The following is a 17230-nucleotide window of genomic DNA, read 5'->3' on the forward strand; positions in this document are numbered from 1 at the left end:
CAACAATTTCAGAAGAGCCAAACGTTGAGTTGCGATCCATAAAGGAGAATGATTCGACATTATTTGTCGTTGCCGTCGTTCAATTAACTTTTCTTAAATATTCATCGACTAACTTCGGGTAGAAGTTGAGGGTGACAGCAAATCGTCGCCCTCGGGTCTTCCAGGGCCAGACCAGGCAAAGTCGATGCGTGGCGTTCCGGAAGGTCATTCTTGTTCGGAGAGAAAAGATGACGACGACAATGATGGCAAAGCCGACCGCCCAATCGGGTCCCGGCAGGTCTCGCGCTCAAGATATCGACAGACATGTCGGCTCGCGGATGCGCGAACGGCGCATCATGCTGGGCCTGACCCAGCAGCAGATGGCCGAACTCATCGGTGTGACCTACCAGCAGGCCCACAAGTATGAGAAGGGCATCAACCGCATCGCCGCCGGGCGGCTCTACACGATTGCCCAGGCACTCGGCGTCGATGTGTCCTATTTCTTCGAGGGCATGGACGACGAGCGCAACTTCAAGCCGACCCCGCAGCAGCGCATGCTGCTGGAGCTGGCACGTAACTTCATCTCGCTGCCCTCGCGCCGCCACCAGGAGGCCCTGTGCAGCCTCGCCCGCGCTCTCGCCAATGCCGAGGACCTTTCCGAGGACGATTGACCAGGCCACGTTCCCGGATCAATCGAGAATATTCGTAGTCATCATGCGATCTGATCCATTGGAATATCATGGCTGAACCATGAAAAGGAGCGCTTCGGCCAATCGTCGAGTATTGGCGGGCGCTCCCGATCATGTCTTCCCGATATAATTCGGCATATGCCGCAAGGTCGGCATTGCGTGTCGTCAGGGCGACTGTGCTGTCGACGCATTCGTGTTTCATGAATACCCATGGCATTGGAGCCATGTATCATTCATGGCATATCTATTGCTTCTGAATTCGACGCGCGGGGCAAAGCATCCGCCGCTTCGTCACGACATGGAAATAAATATCTCTATAAATTAGATGATAGAAAGCCTGCGTGAAGAATGGGCTTGTATTTTCCAGATCATGGTGGACAGCCTTGAAACATTTTCATAGGCTCCCATGCGAGAAAATCATGGAGATGACGAGGGGCGATCATAATGTTCAATACGATCATGGTTCCGGTGGATTTGCGACATGTTTCCGCTTTGGGCAAGGCCCTGACAGCAGCGGCCGCCGTGGCCAAGGCGGAAGGCGCGACCGTAACCTATGTCGGTGTCACCAGTCCCGAACCGGGAGAACTGGGCCACAGCCCCAAGGAATTCGGCGAGAAGCTCGACATGTTCGCGGCAGAGCAGGCGAAGGCACATGGCCATCGGGCCAAGGCCCATGTGATTGTCGCCAACGACCCGGCGATCGATATCGATGCGAAGCTTGCCAGGGCCGTCGAGGAGATCGATGCCGACCTGGTGGTCATGGCCACGCATCTTCCGAGGGTGACCGACTACATCTGGTCCTCGCATGGAAGCTACCTCGCCAATCACGCGCGGACTTCGGTCTTTCTCGTGCGCGGCTGAACGACGGCGCATCGTGACGGCATAAGAACAGAAACAGGCAACAGGAGGACGGTTCATGGCGAATGCCGAGGACTCAGCGGGCATCCCTGCTCCCGAAGGTCATACGGAACTCATCGACACGGAATATGAGATCGGGCAGGACAACTACGAGGGCCGGCTGGGCCCGTTCGACTTCGACGTGCACAATCCGGTCTTCATGGTTTCGGCCCTGACCATTGTCGCCTTCGTCTTCTATGCGCTCGCACTGCCCGAACAGGCGAGTGCCTTCTTCGGCTGGCTGAGGCCGTGGCTCACCTCGGCATTCGACTGGTTCTTCCTCAGTGCCGCCAATATCTTCGTCATCTTCTGCCTGTTCCTGATCGTCAGCCCCTGGGGAAGCGTGCGTCTCGGCGGCAAGGAGGCCGTGCCGGACTTCACCTACATGGGCTGGTTCGCGATGCTGTTCGCCGCCGGGATGGGCATCGGGCTGATGTTCTTCGGCGTCCTGGAGCCGGTCTACCACATGGCGATCTCCAGTCCCCTCGGCACCGCGTCTCCCTTCGACGCCGATGGCAATCTCATCCCGGAGAATGTCGACCGCGCCAAGGCCATGGGCCTCGCGGCGACAATCTATCACTGGGGACTGCATCCCTGGGCGATCTATGCCGTCGTGGCGCTGGCCCTTGCCCTGTTCTCGTTCAACAAGGGACTGCCGCTGACCATACGTTCGGCCTTTTACCCGATCTTCGGCGAGCGGATCTGGGGCTGGACAGGCCATGTGATCGATACCCTGGCCGTCTTCGCCACATTGTTCGGACTGGCCACCAGCCTCGGATTCGGCGCGCAACAGGCCAATGCCGGACTGCACCATGTCTTCGGCGTGCCGGTCAGCACGACGGTGCAGATCGTTCTGATCACCATCATCACCGGCATCGCGCTCTTTTCCGTGCTGCGCGGGCTCGATGGCGGCGTGAAGCTGCTCTCCGAGATCAACATGGGCATCGCCGCGCTGTTGCTGGTCTTCGTCCTGCTGGCCGGGCCGACCTTCGCGATCCTCAGTGATTTCGGCGAGGGAATGCTCGCCTACGCCCGCGAGATCATTCCGCTCTCGGCCCCCTTTGGCCGCACCGACGATTCCTATCGCGACGGCTGGACGGCGTTCTACTGGGCCTGGTGGATCAGCTGGTCGCCGTTCGTCGGCATGTTCATCGCGCGCGTTTCGCGCGGACGCACCGTGCGCGAATTCATCGTCTGTGTCCTGCTGATTCCCTCCATCGTCTGCGTCCTGTGGATGGCCGTCTTCGGCGGTGTCGCCATCGATCAGGTGATTTCCGACCCGGCCACATCGGCGGTGAAGGCCAACGTGATCGATACCTACGATCCGCCGCTGTCACTCTTCGCCATGCTCGAAGGGCTGCCGATGTCCTCGATCACCTCGGTCATCGCGATCGTGCTGGTGATCGTGTTCTTCGTCACCTCGTCGGACTCGGGGTCTCTCGTGATCGACACCATCACCGCCGGCGGCAAGGTCGATGCGCCGGTTCCCCAGCGGGTGTTCTGGGCGACGTTCGAGGGAGCCGTCGCCATCGTGCTTCTGGTCGGTGGTGGCCTGAGCGCCCTGCAGGCCATGGTGATCTCGACCGGGCTGCCCTTCACGGTCGTGCTGCTGCTCATGTGCTGGGCCATCTTCAAGGGGCTGCGTTCCGAGCCGCGGTAGGGGCCACGGGCGGTTCCCGGTCAGTTGCGGCCGGGAACCGCCAGGACGGCCGAGCGCTGGCGGCGAGGTACGGCCATGTCGGGAGGATCGCCGAGCACGCGGACCTTTATCCAGATTTCCGGCCAGCGTTTCGCCGCCATCCGTTCGTTGTAGACCTCGATACAGCCGACGGCCCGTGGCGTCGGGCGCACCTGCATCATCATCAGGTCGTCGATGCCGAATGGGTGCAGGAAATGCAGCGTTCCGGCATCGTCCACCCGCACGGCGATCGCCGTCGGTGTCTCCATCCAGCCAAACAGGGCATCGAAGGTATCGACATAGGGTGCATCGCCGTTCTTGAGATGCATGCGGGCCTGGTTGCGGGCCTCGAAGGGGCGGCCGGGAAGAATGGCGGCAAGCCTCCGCTCGACAGCCGCCTCATGTTCCCGGCTTGCATCGGCGGGATCGAAGAACAGCAGGTCGATGTCGTTCAGCGGCGTTTCCCGCCTGAAGCCGTGCAGGCGGTCCCACACCCGGTTGCGCACGAAACCCGCGGAAATCCATGCATCCGGCAGTTCCAGCGAACGAACTGCTTCGAGGCAGTCCATGGCCTCCTGGCTTGCGCGCAGGCAGGAGGCGATCAGGCCGATATCGCGGCAAAGGGTCGAAGATTGTTCCATTATAAGAAAATATTCCTTGATACCTGTTTGTGTGCGCGGTATGGTAACGGTCATGACCCTATCCGTCACTCCGACCACAAGAGCCATTGTCCGCCGGGCCTCCCGCTGGCGGGCGCCACGATTCCTGAAGGTGTGCTGGCTGGTGGTCACCGGGCGCAAGGAGATTCTTGGCGGTCCCGGCATGAATGTCGCCGCTGCGGATGTCGGAAGGATGGAGCGGTTGCCGCATGTGGCGGCCGTGATCGCGGCGATGAAGCGCGTCTGCCCGGACCGCGACGGTCTTCGCCGGCTGATTGCCCCGCATGTTCTGGAATGGTTCCGCGAACTGGAAGGCCGGGTGAATGGAGCATCGGTCCGGGAGGATGCCGCGCGTGCGTGGCTGGAACGGGCCGCGCATCGCAAGGGTCATGTCGGGCCGTTGGACAGGCTGCTGGAATCCGCGCTTCGCCGGATCGACGGTGACGGTCCTTGCGGTCGCGGAACGGCGGTTGCCGGTGAGGCCGGGGTGGCGAGGTGCGGACGGCAGCGTACGGCGAACCCGGCATCGCGCCAGCGTGAAAGCGGACGACTGCGGCTGCTGCGCGATCTGTGCGAACACGTGCTGGCACGGCTGAAGGCGATGGTGCCGTCTGCCTGCACCCGTCCGGCATCCCTGTTGTCTCGCCTGTCGGGGATCCTGATGCCGGCCGGCTGGGCCGGAAGGATACGGCAGTTCTCGCGTTCCGAAATTGCAGCCATGCCGGCCGATCCGCAAAAAGGCCGGGTGGACACCTGACGTCTTTTCACACGAAAATTCTACATAAAAATTCTGTTAAATTTGACATGCCCATCATGTGCCATACGTCATCCTTTACCGGACGATCTTGTCTGCTTCAGCTCCTGTCCCGTCCCTCGGGCCGGTCGAGACCGACGCCGACGAGGTGCCCGTAGAGGGCCTCGAGTCTTTGAACATCGGCTGCGGGCAGGGGCGGGGCCGTGATCGAGCGGATATTGGCCGCGAGGTGGTCGCGATCGCCGGTGCCGAACAGGATGACGTCGGTCCCCTGCGCGTGACGGACATAGCGGTAGGCGGCATCGATGAGCGATGCGGCACCTCCTTGGTGGATGAGGAAGTCGAGCTGGGCGGGGTCGGCGCTGTCGATGCTGCCGGCATCGGCGAGTTCCGAAAGCGCGCTCGCCAGGCGTTCGGGGCGGCTGAAGATGGCGCGCACGGCGAACATGACGAAGGTGCCGATCCCGAGCCTGCGGGTATTTTCCAGAACCGGGGATTTTGCATTCTGGTTGAGCATGTGGAAGGCCAGCATCGTCACCTCCCAGCCCGGATCGAGTGTCGCGCGTTCGAGCATCCGGTGCCCGGGATCGGCCGGGCCGGTTTCCGTGATGCCGACGTGACGGATCTTGCCCGCGGCCTTCGCCCGTTCCAGCGTTCCGCGCAGTTCGAGCGCGTGTTCGTAATGTTCCGGAGGGACGGCGTGGAGGTGGAAGACGTCGACATGGTCGGTGCGCAGCCGCTTCAGCGAGCCGTCGACAGCGGCCAGCAGCTCATCCGGGCCGACGAGCCGCTGGTCGACGACGATGCGCGACTTGGTCGAGAGGACGATCTCGTCGCGGGGGAGGCCCGCCAGCCCGACCGCCTCCTCGGTGCGGTAGGCTTCGGCCGTGTCGAACAGGTTCACGCCCAGGTCGAAGGCCGCGCGGACGATGCCGGCAGCCTCCTCTGCGGTCCGTCCATGGCCCATGCCGAGCCTGCTGCTGCCGCCGCAGCCCAGTCCGGCGACGCCGACCCTGAGGCCGGTCCGGCCGAGTGTCGTGTACTCCATGCCGTCTGCTCCCCTGTTCCGGCTATGGTGAGGTTATCCGCCGATCATCAGCCTGACCACCTCGTTGTGGTCAGTTTCGGCCGGTCGCCGTTCCCCGGCCTTGATCCCGCGACGCAACACCATGATGCGGTCGCTGACGTCGAAGATATCGACCAGGTTGTGGCTGATGAAGATGATCGCCACGTTCTGGTCCTTCAGCCGCAGGATCAGTTCCTTGACCTTGCGCTGTTCGGGCACGCCCAGTGCCGCAGTGGGCTCGTCCATGATCAGCAGTTCGGCGTTCCAGTAGATCGCCCGGCCGATGGCCACCGCCTGACGCTGGCCGCCCGACAGGTTGCGCACCGGTTCGCGCAGCTTGCGTTTTGGAATGTCGATGTCGAGTGTCTCCAGCACGTCATGGGCTACGGCCCGCATCTTCGGCCTGTCGAGGCGTTCGAGCCCGAGGAAGCGGGTGGTGGGCTCGCGGCCGAGGAAGACGTTGGCGCCGACATCGAGATTGTCGGCGAGAGCCAGGTCCTGGTAGATGGTCTCGATGCCGAGTTCGCGGGCATGGCGGGGATTGTCGAGACTGATGCGGTTCCCCTTGAACCGCATTTCTCCCTCGTCCGGCTTGTGCACGCCGGAGATCGTCTTGATCAGGGTGGATTTGCCCGCACCGTTGTCGCCGGCCAGCGCCAGGACCTCGCCGCGGCGGACCTCGAAGCTCACCTTGTCCAGCGCATGAACGCCGCCGAAGCGCTTGGAGAGTTCGACGCAGCTCAGGATGGGTTCGCGGTCGGCGGTCGTGCCGGCTTGCGCGGCGGTCGTGGCTTCACTCGGCATCGTGGCGCTCCCCGGTGAGACGCTCGCGGCTCTGGTCGATCAGCACCGAGACGATGATGACGATTCCCACGGCGACGAACTGCCAGAACGGCTCGACATTGATGAAGACGAGGCCGAACTGGATGATGGCGATGATGAGAGCGCCGATCAGCGTGCCGATGATGGTTCCCGAACCGCCGAACAGCGACGCGCCGCCGATGACCACCGCGGCAATGGAGTCGAGCAGGATCGGTTCGCCGGCCTGGGCGGCGCCCGCCGAGAACCGCGCGGTGTAGATCATCCCGGCAATGCCGGCGCAGCCCGCCGAGATCATGTAGAGGTAGAGCGTGTGCCTGCGGACGTTGATGCCCGAGCGCACGGCCGCCGTGCGGTTGCCGCCGAGCGCGTAGGTGTACTGGCCGAACTTCGACTGGCTCAAGGTCCAGTGCATGGCCAGCAGGATGACGATGGTGATGACCACGGGCAGCGGAATCTCGAACAGCTTCGCGTTGCCCATGGCGAACAGCCAGGAATTGTTCACCGGAACGGTGGTGCCGCCGGCGGCAAGGAAGCCGATGCCCCGGGCGACGCCGAACATGCCGAGCGTGCCGATGAAGGGGGGGACCCGCAGGCGCGAGATCAGCGTGCCGTTGATCCAGCCCGGCACCATGGCGATGAGGAACGCGGCGACGATCCCGGCGAACAGTGCCAGCGCCGGATCGACTGGCGTGAGCGCCTGCATGACACGGGCCATGATGACGGCGGTGAAGCCCATAACGAAGCCCACCGAGAGGTCGATGCCGCCGGCGATGATCACGAAGGTCTGCCCCAGCCCGAGAAGCAGGGGGAAGGCCGCGAAGAGGGCGATGCTCTGCAGGTTGAACTTGTTGAGCAGGAACGAGATGCCGTAGCTGGCCCGCGCCCATGTCTCGAAGAACACGCAAAGGAGAATGAGGAACAGCCAGGGCCACGCCCTGACGAGGAAGGAAAGGGCGGGATGTCTCCCGCCCTCGCCGCCGTCATCCGACGATGTGCTCACCGATGTGGGTCCGTGGCGTTCAGTCGGAGTAGATCCGGGCGCGGACGTCCGGCTCGTCGATGTTCGAGGCGTCCATGACCGTGAAGCCGGTCCCGATCGACGTTTCGACCGGCTCACCCTTGATGGCGGCAACCGCGGCCTTCACGCCCTCGTAGCCGATATCGTAGGGATGCTGGGCAATGGCCATGTCGATCAGGCCGCTCTTGATGTCGTCGACGATGCGCAGCGGCGTGTCGAAGGCGACGACCCTGATCTCGCCGGTCTTGCCGAGTGCCTTCACGCCGTCCGCGGCACCGATGGCCGAGAACAGGTTGGCGCCGAACACGCCCTTGAGGTCGGGATTGCGGGCGAACACGGCCTGGACCTGCGCGGCAGCCTTGTTGGCGTCGTCGTCGTTGAACTGGGTTTCGAGCACCTCGATGTCCGGATAGGCCGCCATCGCCTCCTTGAAGCCCTCCTCACGCTGGTCGGTGGTGGAGACGCCGGGCTTGACGTTGGAGACGTAGACCTTGCCCTCCTCGCCAATGGCCTTGGCCAGCGCGTCGGCGGCCATCTTCCCGCCGAGTACGTTGTCGGAGGCGATGTAGGACAGCGGGAAGTCGCCTTCGCCGGAACCGTCCTGGTACTTGCCGTCATCGATGAAGGTGTCGACGGTGAGGATCTTGATGCCCTCGTCGAAAGCCTGCTTCATCGGCGCGATGAGCTGCTGCTTGTCGGTGGGGGCGATGAGGATCGCATCCGGATGACGGGCGATCACGGCCTGCAGGACGGGAACCTGCACGGTCGGATTGAATTCCGGCCCGCCCTGGAAGATCAGTTCCGCACCGAGTTCGTCGGCTGCCGCCTGGGCACCTTTTTCCATGGTGATATAGAAGGCATCGGTGGTCAGACCCGGAATGAGTGCCACCACCGGCTTGTCCTGGGCGCCGGCCACACTGCCCACAGCCCACACCGCCAGTGCCGCCAAAGCCGCAAAACCCCTGTGCATTCGAAATTCCTCCCTGTTGCCGCCGCGTTGGAACGGACGATCAGGCAAGGCTACCAGCGTGTCCGTTGCGCGGCAATAGCCCATGGCCGGGCGCTTTTGCCGGGCGGGAGGGGCCATCGCGGCGTTGTTGTCTTGCGTTTTTGCCGGGCTTGTTGTGAGCATGCGGCCGTTGCCCGGGACCGGCGAGGCGCCGGGCCGGATCCATTGCGGGGAGGAACGACCCTTGAGCTTCACGACCAGGCCCGAAATCCGCGGGACCTTCGGTGTGGTCACATCGACCCACTGGCTGGCGTCATCGGTGGGCATGCGCATGCTCGAACGCGGCGGCAACGCCTTCGATGCGGCCGCCGCCACGGCATTTGCCCTGCATGTGGTCGAGCCGCACCTGAACGGTCCGCTGGGCGAGGTGCCGATCATCTTCTGCAAGGCGGGCTCGGACCGGCCGCAGGTGCTGTGCGGGCAGGGAGTGGCGCCGGCGAAGGCGACCATCGGGCATTTCCGCAGCGTCGGGTTGACGCGGGTGCCGGGGTCGGGCCTGCTCGCGACCGTCGTGCCCGGCGCCTTCGATGCATGGATGCAGTTGTTGCGCGACCATGGAAGTCTGCCGCTGCGCGCCATTCTCGAACCTGCAATCCATTACGCGCGGCATGGCCATCCGATGCTCGCACGCGTGGCGACGACCATTGCCGACATGAAGGAGTTCTTCGAAACGGAATGGCCGACCTCCGCGGCCACATGGTGTCCGGGCGGACGGGCGCCGCAGGCCGATGAACTGTTCGTCAATCCGGAGCTCGCATCGACCTGGGAGAGGCTGCTTGCCGAGGCCGAGGTGCATGTTGGCCATGAGGCACAATACGAGGCTGCGAGAAAGTCCTTCTATCGGGGCTTTGTCGCCGAGGCGATCGATGCCTGGATGCGCGATGCCGAGGTGATGGATGCCGAGGGCGGGCGGCGCAAGGGGGTCCTGACCGGCGATGACATGGCCCGTTGGGAGGCCGCCTACGAGGAGCCGCTTTCCACCGATTACCATGGCTGGACGGTGTACAAGACCGGTCCATGGGGACAGGGACCTGCCCTGTTGCAGGCGTTGAACATCCTCGATGGAACGGATATCGGCGAGATTGACCTTCTCGGTCCGGAGTTTGTCCACAGGGTGGTCGAGACCATCAAGCTCGCCATGGCCGATCGCGAGGCCTATTACGGCGATCCGTTGCACAGCGACATTCCCGTGGAACGCCTGTTGTCGCGGGAACATGCCGCCGGGCGGCGGGCACTGCTGGGCGAGCGGGCATCGCTGGAGCAGCGTCCGGGCCACATCCCCGGACTTGAAGCCTGGGCGCAGGCGGCCGTCCGCCGCGCCTCCGCGGCCGTGGAAGGGGGCGTCGGTGCGGGTGCCGGAGAGCCGACCATGGCCCATCTCTCCGAACGCCGGGGCGATACGGTGCATATCGATGTTATCGATCGACACGGGAACATGATCTCGGCAACACCTTCGGGTGGCTGGCTGCAATCGTCTCCGGTGGTTCCCGGTCTCGGCATGCCACTCAACACCCGCGGGCAGATGTTCTGGATGGAGGAGGGCCTGCCGACCTCGCTCGCGCCCGGGCGCCGCCCGCGCACGACGCTCACGCCGTCGCTGGCGGCCTTCGAGGGGCGCCCCTGCCTGTGCTTCGGCACGCCGGGAGGCGATCAGCAGGACCAGTGGCAGCTCATCCTGTTCCTGCGGCTGGTGCATTCCAGGATGAACCTGCAGGAGGCGATCGACACGCCGCTCTTCCACACGGCGCATTTCCAGTCGTCGTTCTATCCGCGCGCGGCCCGTCCGGGACATCTGATGATCGAGCCGTCGGCAGGCGACGAGGTCATCGGCGAACTGCGCCGCAGGGGGCACGACATCGAGGTCTCGGATGCATGGGCGGTGGGACGGCTGACGGCGGCCCTGCGCGAGACCAATGGCCTGCTGCGCGCGGCGGCGACTCCGAGGCTCATGCAGGCCTACGCCGTGGGTCGCTGAGGGCTTCTCGCGGGGTGGGCAAGAAATCCAATCGTTCAGGGGAAAGTCCCTGAACGATTGGAAAATACCTGAGGAGAGATGACGACCTGGGCGTTTTTCAGGTGATCGGTAGGATTTCGGGGACGGGCGGGATCAGTTGGGTGCCTTGACGGCGAATATCTCCACGCGACGGTTCATCGCCCGTCCCTGGTTGTCGCCGTTGCTTGCGAGCGGGAACTTCTCGCCGCGGCCCTGAGCGAACAGTCTCCAGGGCTGGATGGCCACCTTCTGGAGAAACAGGTCGCGGGCCACTTGTGCACGTTCGAGTGACAGTTCCTCGTTGTAGGGTGCCGCACCCAGCGAATCGGTATGGCCGACGATCTTGAAGTAATAGCCGGGCGAGCGGCCGAGGCTGGCCATGCAGTCGGCGATGGAGGAGAGCTGGGCCTGGTCGATCCTGGTCCGGGCCTCGCCGAAGCGAAGGGTGCCGATCAGGTAATGTTTCCATTCCTCGGCATCCTGACCTGCGAGATAGGTCCTCTTGACCGGTTTGCTCATGTTCGGGCAGGCTGGATCGGCACCCGCGGCCGGTTCGATATCTTCCTCGCGGGTAGCCAGTCCCGCAACGTCGATGTCCGGCATCTGCAGGGCACCATTGTGGTCGCGCCTGAAGCCGAGATTGCCCAGCAGTTCGCGGCGGGCGTGATCGCTGGCATCGGCCGCCCGGATCATCTCCTTCTCGTAGTCTGATGCCGACTGCTCGATGGTGACCTGCTTGATCTCCTCGAGCGCCTGTTCGAGCACCGCACGGACGTTCTTCTGCTGGTTCTGCATCATCGCGACCTGCTGCTCGCGTTGCCGCAGCTCATCCTCGAAGCGGGTCCGGTCATCCTGCAGGCGTTGTTCGAGCAGGGTCATGCTGGCCTGGGCCTCGGCCACGCGCTGCTGGTACCGTTTCTCCTCCTTCTCGTTGCGGGCAATGAGATCGCGCATCTCGACGTTGATGTCGGCGACCCTTTGATCCGCCTTTTCCAGTTGCTCCCGGGCTTGCCTGGCTTCTTCGCGGCTGCCGTTGAGCATGCTTGTGAGCTTGTTGCGCTCCTCGTCGAGACTGAGCAACTGGCCCGCGAGTTCCTCGACCCGCGACGTGCTTTCCGCGACCAGACTGTCCAGCCGGTCGCGCTCGCCACGCAGCGACTCGAGTTCGCCCTGGGTACCGTCCAGCTGTGCCGTCAGGCTTTCGACCCGCCGCTGGGACAGGAGGACTTCCGAGCGCTGGCGCACTTCGGTGATTTCCTTGCGCAACAACAGCTCGGCCATGCGTTCGACGTCGCGCCGGGCCTCTTCGAGATTGCGGGCGAGTTGTCCCACAGGCAATTCACTGCGCTGCTGCTGGTTTTCCAGAGCGGCGATGCGGGAACGCAGCACTTTCAGCAGATTGTCGAAATCCTCCGTCGAGGTCGGCATGCGGTCGGCGATTTCGGGAGCGCCGGTCGGCAGCTGCCTGGAGTCGTCGATGGCCGCCGGCCCGGCTGGCGGCGGACCCTTGGTGACCGGATCGTCCGGATTATGCTCGGTATCGGTGGGAAGAATCACGGTCTTCGAGTTCTTGCCGCCGGCAACCGTCTGCGCCTCGGCCAGGGATGGCATCTGGGTGGCCGCCATGAGCACTGCCGCTACCAACGGCCATGAGCAGGCTTTGAACGAGCTGAAGGAGTGCGCCATGATTGTTCTTCCGGTTTTCACGAGCCTGCGATGCCTTGCGAAACGGTGTGTCAAAGATTTACCCGAAAAGGCGAATTTATCCAACTTGATTTCGCCAGCCTGCCGACGACCGGAGCCCCGGTATTCCGGCCTCGATCGAGCAGGACGCCAAGGGGACTGTCCAAAAACTTGCAAACGGTGTGGTCGAAATAGTATAAATGTCAATCCACTTTTCGGTTGAAATTTGTAGTTTGTCGGATGAACCACCAGCGGCATGTGATACGATCTGTCGTAACGATGATGGTCAATGCCGTCATTCCGGCCCGATGTCTCGCGTGCAGCCGTATCATCGACATTCAGGGCGAACTCTGCGAGGTCTGCTGGAATGCGCTGCGGTTCATCAAGGGCGATGTCTGCCGCATCTGCGGTCGTCCGTTCGGCGGGATCTTACCGCACGAGCGATTGTGTGGCGACTGCATGGATGAGCCGCCACTCTATGACCGGGCGCGTGCGCCCCTCCTGTATGAAGGGGTGGGGCGGCGGCTGGTCCTGAGGTTGAAGCACGGGGGGCATATCGAGGGCGCGAGGACGCTTGCGCGGTGGATGGCGTCGGTGGCGGGTCCGTTGATCGACGATACCAGCCTTCTGGTGCCGGTTCCCGCGCATCGGTGGCGATTGTGGTCGAGAGGGTTCAATCAGGCCGCCCTGCTTGCCGGTCATGTCGGCCGCATCACGGGTGTGCCCTATCTGCCGCAAGCGCTCGAACGCCGTCAGGCAACGGTCTCGCAACAGGGACTGGGCGCGAGCGAGCGCCGGGTGAACATCACGCCCGCGGCGTTCGCCATGACCGCTTCGGGGGCAGCGAGGATTGACGGGCATGGAGTGATCCTGGTCGACGATGTGCTGACCACGGGATCGACCGTCAATGCCTGTGCGGCGGTACTGAGACGCGCCGGCGCCCGAAGTGTGGATGTTCTGACACTCGCAAGGGTGGCGCGCGAAGAAAGTGCGCCTATATGATAGGCCCATGACGGGTTCGTGTTCATACACCTTTCGTGGCGTGATGTGATGGCCAAGGTCGAAATCTATACGACGCCGCTTTGTCCCTACTGCATCAGTGCCAAGAGGCTGTTGTCCAGGAAGGGGGTGGCCTTCAGCGAGATCGACCTGTGGCAGTCGCCGGGACGGCGCGGCGAGATGCTGGAACGCGCCGGGGGGCGGCATACCGTGCCGCAGATCTTCATCGACGATGTCGGGATCGGTGGCTGCGATGACCTGCATGCCCTCGATCACGATGGCAGGCTTGATCCCATGCTGGCGAACGACTCATGATCAGTTTCAATCTCGTATGTGGCAACGGGCATGGTTTCGAGGGGTGGTTCCGCTCGGGGAAGGCTTTCGAGGACCAGGCGGCGCAGGGCGTGCTCGAATGTCCCGTATGCAGCAGCAATCAGGTTTCCAAGGGCGTGATGGCGCCGGCGATCGCGCGCGGTGTCACGCGCCGCGACGGGGACGGAACCAGGCGGGAAGAGCCGCAAGGCAAGCCACCGGCGGCTTCGGAGCCGCAGGCCGCAAAGGTCGATCCCCGGCATGTCGGACAGCTGCTCCAGCTGATGCGCAAGATACACGACCATGTCGAAAAGAACTTCGAGAATGTGGGCGACCGCTTTGTCAGGGAAGCCCGTGCCATTCACGCCGGCGAAGCCGAGAGACGCGATATCTATGGCCAGGCGACCATCGAGGACGCGACTGCCCTGAACGAGGAGGGGATCGTCGTCGTGCCGCTTCCCTCGCTCCCCAAGCTCGACAGCTGAGTTCTTTCCCCGATTGGCGAGGAAGGGCGTTCAGTCCTTTACGGCGGTCATGATGTAGTTCGTGTCGCGTCTGTGCGACAGTTCGAAGCTGTCCTTCAGCGGGTTGTAGTCGAACCCCTGGATGTCAACCGTCCGAAGGCCGGAATGCCGCATCAGGCGCGCGGTCTCCGACGGCGTGGCGAAGCGCTTCCAGCTGTGGGTGCCGCGTGGCAGCCAGCCCAGCAGGTATTCGGCCGCCACGATGGCCTTGATGAATGACGCCGCCGTACGGTTCAGTGTCGAGAGGATCAGGGTTCCGCCTGGTGCCAGCAGTTCGGCAAGATCGGCCATCAGCATTTCCGGGTCGGCACTGTGCTCGATCACTTCAAGGCAGGTGATCGCGGTAAACGGGGGCTCACCGGACCGCAACAGGCTGGCCGTATCTCCGGCGACATAGCGAATGTCGAGTTCCATGGTCCGTGCATGAAGGCGGGCGACCTCGATGTTGCGCTCGCTCGGATCGAGCCCGGTGATGTCGGCGCCCATCCGTGCCAGCGGTTCGCTGACCATTCCCGGACCGCAGCCGACATCGAGCATGCGCAGGCCATCCAGCGGCCGCAGGCTGCCGGTGCCGGCGGTCTTCCCGGCGTGAAGTTCCGTCAGCCGGTCGCGGATGTATGCCAGGCGCGCCGGGTTCATCTTGTGCAGCGGGCGCATGGGACCGTCGATGTCCCAGAAGTCCTCGGCAAGCGCATCGAAGCGCTCGATTTCATCACGATCCAATGTCGTGTCAGGCGGTGACTTGCTCATTCCCATCCTTTGCGACTAGAAGGTGGCGTCCGCGGCATTGTCCTGCGGCAAGCGGCGCCATTTATCCGTTCGGGCCCAAATCCGTGTCGATCATCGTTCAAAAGTACGGCGGTACATCCGTTGCCGATATCGGTCGTATTCGCGCAGTTGCCGAGCGCGTCAAGCGTCACCATGAAAAGGGTGAGCGTCTTTGTGTCGTGCTCTCGGCCATGGCAGGCAGCACCAACCAGCTGGTCGACTGGGTTACCCAGCTCGATCCGGCGGGTTATGACCCGGCCGAACACGACATGGTCGTGTCCACCGGCGAGCAGGTGACCATCGGCCTTCTGGCCATCGCCCTGCAGACGATCGGGGTGCCTGCGCGCTCGTTCACCGGCTGGCAGGCCGAAATTCATACCGACGGCACCCATGGCAAGGCGCGCATCCGCGAGATTCTCGCCACCCGGGTGAGGGCGGCCATGGACAGCGGCCAGGTGGCCATCGTCGCCGGTTTCCAGGGCATTTCGCCCGAGGGCAGGGTGACGACGCTGGGGCGTGGCGGGTCCGATACCTCGGCTGTGGCGCTGGCTGCCGCCCTTGACGCCGAGCGCTGCGACATCTTCACCGATGTCGATGGCGTCTATACCACCGATCCACGCATCGTTGCCAAGGCACGCAAGATCGGCAAGATCACTTACGAGGAAATGCTGGAGATGGCATCGCTGGGTGCCAAGGTCCTGCAGACGCGGTCCGTGGCCGTGGCCATGCAGCATGGTGTGCGGGTGCAGGTGCTCTCCAGCTTCGACGACATTCCTGGAACGCTCGTGGTGAGCGAGGACGAGATCATGGAACAGAAAATCGTCACCGGTATCGCCTACAGTCGCGATGAGGCCCGCATCACCGTCGTGGGCGTCAAGGACCGCCCGGGCGTGGCGGCGGCCATCTTCGGTCCGTTGTCGACCAACGGCATCAATGTCGACATGATCGTCCAGAGTGCCTCGCGTGACGGCGTGTCCGCGGCACTCACCTTCACGGTCAGCCGCGCGGATCTTCCACGTGCGGAGAAAGTGCTCGATGCGCACAAGGAAGACATCGGTTTCGACAGGGTCGTCGGCGACCGGACCGTGGCCAAGATCTCGGTGATCGGCGTCGGTATGCGCAGCCATGCGGGCGTGGCCCACACCATGTTTGAGACCCTGTCGAGCAAGGGCATCAATATCCATGCGATTGCCACCTCGGAAATCAAGGTGAGTGTGCTCGTTTCCGAAGACTATACCGAACTGGCCCTGCGCGCGCTGCACACGGCCTACGGCCTCGACGCGGCCTGAGGAGCATTTGTGAACATTCCTTCTCATCCCCGCCTGCGGGCGTTGACCGAACGTGGCCTCGAACTTCTGGGCTGTGATGTCGCCATCATGTGCGGGGCGATGACATGGGTGTCCGAGCGCAATCTGGTGGCGGCCATATCCAATGCCGGCGGCTTTGGCGTCCTTGCATGCGGGGCGATGACTCCGGAACTGTTGCGCACCGAGATCGAGGCAACCAAGGCGCTGACGACACGGCCATTCGGTGTCAACCTGATCGTCATGCATCCCGATCTCGATGCCCTTGTCGAGGTCTGCCTCGAAATGGAAGTCGGACACGTGGTCCTGGCCGGTGGCCTGCCTCCGCGTGGCGTGCCGGCGCGCATTCGCGATGCCGGCCGAAAGTGTATCGCCTTTGCGCCCAACCTGACCATCGCGAAGCGGTTGGTCCGCACGGGTATCGATGCGCTGGTCATCGAGGGCATGGAGGCTGGCGGACATGTAGGGTCGGTCTCGACATCGGTACTGGCGCAGGAGATCCTGCCATCTCTCGATGAGGTGCCGGTCATCGTTGCCGGTGGCATCGGCCATGGCGAGGGGGTGGCAGCCTATGCGGCCATGGGTGCTGCCGCGGTGCAGATGGGTACGCGTTTTGTCTGCGCCAGCGAATCCGTGGCCCATGATTCGTTCAAGAAGGCCTTCATTCGCGCATCGGCGCGAGATGCGGTAACATCGGTGCAGGTTGATCCGGAATTCAAGGTCATTCCGGTGCGCGCTCTCGCGAATGCGGCGACCGGACGGTTTGCGTTGACCCAGCGCGAAGTGATCGATCGTTTCCGCAGGGGGGAGATCAGTCAGGAGGAAGCGTCCTTGACCATCGAGCATTTCTGGGCCGGTGCGTTGCGTCGGGCAGCTGTTGACGGCGACGTGGAGAATGGCTCCTTGATGGCCGGCCAGAGTGTCGGCTTCGTCAGGGAAATCAAGCCGGTGGCCGACATTCTGGGGGAAGTTGTCGGTCAGGCGGAGGTTGCCTTGGAGCGGATACAGAGAGACTATCGCGCGGAAGGCGACTTTTGAGCTATCGCCCTAGAGGTCGGGGCGAAAATGATGCTGCG

At 63.4% G+C, this 17230-nt stretch carries 17 protein-coding genes; 10 read left to right on the forward strand and 7 right to left on the reverse strand.

What is annotated here, in order from left to right:
* Positions 1-239: 239 nt before the first annotated feature.
* The 3 genes from H6851_10615 (at position 240) to H6851_10625 (ending at position 3225) form a co-directional block, all read left to right on the forward strand.
* Entirely contained in the window at positions 240-650 is a 411-nt protein-coding gene (locus tag H6851_10615) for a helix-turn-helix transcriptional regulator (protein MCB9944053.1), read from the forward strand.
* A 462-nt stretch (positions 651-1112) separates the two neighbouring features.
* Positions 1113-1529 carry a universal stress protein gene (locus tag H6851_10620; protein ID MCB9944054.1) on the forward strand — a complete coding sequence of 139 codons (417 nt, stop codon included), beginning with the start codon at positions 1113-1115 and terminating at the stop codon, positions 1527-1529.
* Between the two features lie 55 nt (positions 1530-1584).
* Positions 1585-3225 carry a BCCT family transporter gene (locus tag H6851_10625; GenBank protein MCB9944055.1) on the forward strand — a complete coding sequence of 547 codons (1641 nt, stop codon included), beginning with the start codon at positions 1585-1587 and terminating at the stop codon, positions 3223-3225.
* Between the two features lie 20 nt (positions 3226-3245).
* Here H6851_10625 and H6851_10630 read toward each other — a convergent pair whose 3' ends face one another.
* Positions 3246-3812: a nucleotidyltransferase family protein gene (locus H6851_10630; protein ID MCB9944056.1), complete on the reverse strand. Its 567-nt coding sequence runs from the start codon at positions 3810-3812 to the stop codon at positions 3246-3248.
* Between the two features lie 124 nt (positions 3813-3936).
* On the opposite strand from H6851_10630, the gene H6851_10635 reads away from it, so the two are divergent.
* Positions 3937-4659, forward strand: a complete 723-nt coding sequence (locus tag H6851_10635) for a hypothetical protein (protein MCB9944057.1) — start codon at positions 3937-3939, stop codon at positions 4657-4659.
* A 97-nt stretch (positions 4660-4756) separates the two neighbouring features.
* On the opposite strand, the gene H6851_10640 is transcribed toward H6851_10635, so the two are convergent.
* From H6851_10640 to H6851_10655, 4 genes are read right to left on the reverse strand one after another with little or no spacing between them, the layout of a single operon-like run.
* Positions 4757-5704 (reverse strand): aldo/keto reductase, encoded by a 948-nt coding sequence (locus tag H6851_10640; GenBank protein ID MCB9944058.1) that lies wholly within the window; start codon positions 5702-5704, stop codon positions 4757-4759.
* Between the two features lie 33 nt (positions 5705-5737).
* Complete coding sequence (locus tag H6851_10645) at positions 5738-6526, reverse strand: sugar ABC transporter ATP-binding protein (protein ID MCB9944059.1); 789 nt, start codon at positions 6524-6526, stop codon at positions 5738-5740.
* Positions 6516-7544, reverse strand: coding sequence for a ribose ABC transporter (locus H6851_10650; GenBank protein ID MCB9944060.1), 1029 nt, complete (start codon positions 7542-7544; stop codon positions 6516-6518). Before H6851_10650 ends, H6851_10645 begins: the two co-directional genes overlap by 11 nt.
* A 19-nt stretch (positions 7545-7563) precedes the next feature.
* The gene (locus tag H6851_10655) at positions 7564-8532 is read right to left on the reverse strand and encodes a substrate-binding domain-containing protein (protein MCB9944061.1); all 969 of its coding nucleotides are present in this window, start codon (positions 8530-8532) and stop codon (positions 7564-7566) included.
* A 160-nt stretch (positions 8533-8692) separates the two neighbouring features.
* Here H6851_10655 and H6851_10660 point away from each other — a divergent pair, with 160 nt between their 5' ends.
* Complete coding sequence (locus H6851_10660; protein ID MCB9944062.1) at positions 8693-10546, forward strand: gamma-glutamyltransferase family protein; 1854 nt, start codon at positions 8693-8695, stop codon at positions 10544-10546.
* A gap of 132 nt (positions 10547-10678) precedes the next feature.
* Here the strand turns inward: H6851_10660 and H6851_10665 are convergent, their stop codons facing one another.
* Complete coding sequence (locus tag H6851_10665) at positions 10679-12250, reverse strand: OmpA family protein (GenBank protein ID MCB9944063.1); 1572 nt, start codon at positions 12248-12250, stop codon at positions 10679-10681.
* Between the two features lie 276 nt (positions 12251-12526).
* Here H6851_10665 and H6851_10670 point away from each other — a divergent pair, with 276 nt between their 5' ends.
* Genes H6851_10670 through H6851_10680 form a run of 3 tightly spaced genes read left to right on the forward strand, consistent with a single transcriptional unit; the run spans position 12527 to position 14043 of the window.
* A complete protein-coding gene (locus H6851_10670) occupies positions 12527-13249 on the forward strand; it encodes a ComF family protein (protein MCB9944064.1) in 723 nt (240 codons plus the stop codon).
* A gap of 48 nt (positions 13250-13297) precedes the next feature.
* The gene (gene grxC, locus H6851_10675; protein MCB9944065.1) at positions 13298-13561 is read left to right on the forward strand and encodes a glutaredoxin 3; all 264 of its coding nucleotides are present in this window, start codon (positions 13298-13300) and stop codon (positions 13559-13561) included.
* Positions 13558-14043 carry a DUF1178 family protein gene (locus H6851_10680; protein ID MCB9944066.1) on the forward strand — a complete coding sequence of 162 codons (486 nt, stop codon included), beginning with the start codon at positions 13558-13560 and terminating at the stop codon, positions 14041-14043. The genes grxC and H6851_10680 overlap by 4 nt, the downstream gene beginning before the upstream one ends.
* A 30-nt stretch (positions 14044-14073) precedes the next feature.
* Here H6851_10680 and ubiG read toward each other — a convergent pair whose 3' ends face one another.
* Positions 14074-14832 carry a bifunctional 2-polyprenyl-6-hydroxyphenol methylase/3-demethylubiquinol 3-O-methyltransferase UbiG gene (gene ubiG, locus H6851_10685; protein MCB9944067.1) on the reverse strand — a complete coding sequence of 253 codons (759 nt, stop codon included), beginning with the start codon at positions 14830-14832 and terminating at the stop codon, positions 14074-14076.
* Between the two features lie 83 nt (positions 14833-14915).
* Here ubiG and H6851_10690 point away from each other — a divergent pair, with 83 nt between their 5' ends.
* Together H6851_10690 and H6851_10695 are read left to right on the forward strand one after the other, a co-directional pair.
* Positions 14916-16139 (forward strand): aspartate kinase, encoded by a 1224-nt coding sequence (locus H6851_10690; GenBank protein MCB9944068.1) that lies wholly within the window; start codon positions 14916-14918, stop codon positions 16137-16139.
* Positions 16140-16226: 87 nt separating this feature from the next.
* Positions 16227-17192, forward strand: a complete 966-nt coding sequence (locus tag H6851_10695) for a nitronate monooxygenase (GenBank protein ID MCB9944069.1) — start codon at positions 16227-16229, stop codon at positions 17190-17192.
* Positions 17193-17230 lie beyond the last annotated feature (38 nt).

The sequence above is a fragment of the Geminicoccaceae bacterium genome (assembly GCA_020638465.1).
Taxonomy (GTDB): Bacteria; Pseudomonadota; Alphaproteobacteria; order Geminicoccales; family Geminicoccaceae; genus JAGREO01.

Bases quoted from the DNA above. Each gene is read 5' to 3' on its own strand.
- H6851_10660 (MCB9944062.1), top strand. From the start codon at position 8,693: ATGCGGCCGTTGCCCGGGACCGGCGAGGCGCCGGGCCGGATCCATTGC.
- H6851_10670 (MCB9944064.1), top strand. From the start codon at position 12,527: ATGATGGTCAATGCCGTCATTCCGGCCCGATGTCTCGCGTGCAGCCGT.
- H6851_10630 (MCB9944056.1), bottom strand. From the start codon at position 3,812: ATGGACTGCCTCGAAGCAGTTCGTTCGCTGGAACTGCCGGATGCATGG.
- H6851_10640 (MCB9944058.1), bottom strand. From the start codon at position 5,704: ATGGAGTACACGACACTCGGCCGGACCGGCCTCAGGGTCGGCGTCGCC.
- H6851_10680 (MCB9944066.1), top strand. From the start codon at position 13,558: ATGATCAGTTTCAATCTCGTATGTGGCAACGGGCATGGTTTCGAGGGG.
- H6851_10615 (MCB9944053.1), top strand. From the start codon at position 240: ATGATGGCAAAGCCGACCGCCCAATCGGGTCCCGGCAGGTCTCGCGCT.
- H6851_10655 (MCB9944061.1), bottom strand. From the start codon at position 8,532: ATGCACAGGGGTTTTGCGGCTTTGGCGGCACTGGCGGTGTGGGCTGTG.
- H6851_10645 (MCB9944059.1), bottom strand. From the start codon at position 6,526: ATGCCGAGTGAAGCCACGACCGCCGCGCAAGCCGGCACGACCGCCGAC.
- H6851_10635 (MCB9944057.1), top strand. From the start codon at position 3,937: ATGACCCTATCCGTCACTCCGACCACAAGAGCCATTGTCCGCCGGGCC.
- H6851_10695 (MCB9944069.1), top strand. From the start codon at position 16,227: ATGTGCGGGGCGATGACATGGGTGTCCGAGCGCAATCTGGTGGCGGCC.
- H6851_10620 (MCB9944054.1), top strand. From the start codon at position 1,113: ATGTTCAATACGATCATGGTTCCGGTGGATTTGCGACATGTTTCCGCT.
- H6851_10665 (MCB9944063.1), bottom strand. From the start codon at position 12,250: ATGGCGCACTCCTTCAGCTCGTTCAAAGCCTGCTCATGGCCGTTGGTA.
- grxC (MCB9944065.1), top strand. From the start codon at position 13,298: ATGGCCAAGGTCGAAATCTATACGACGCCGCTTTGTCCCTACTGCATC.
- H6851_10625 (MCB9944055.1), top strand. From the start codon at position 1,585: ATGGCGAATGCCGAGGACTCAGCGGGCATCCCTGCTCCCGAAGGTCAT.
- ubiG (MCB9944067.1), bottom strand. From the start codon at position 14,832: ATGAGCAAGTCACCGCCTGACACGACATTGGATCGTGATGAAATCGAG.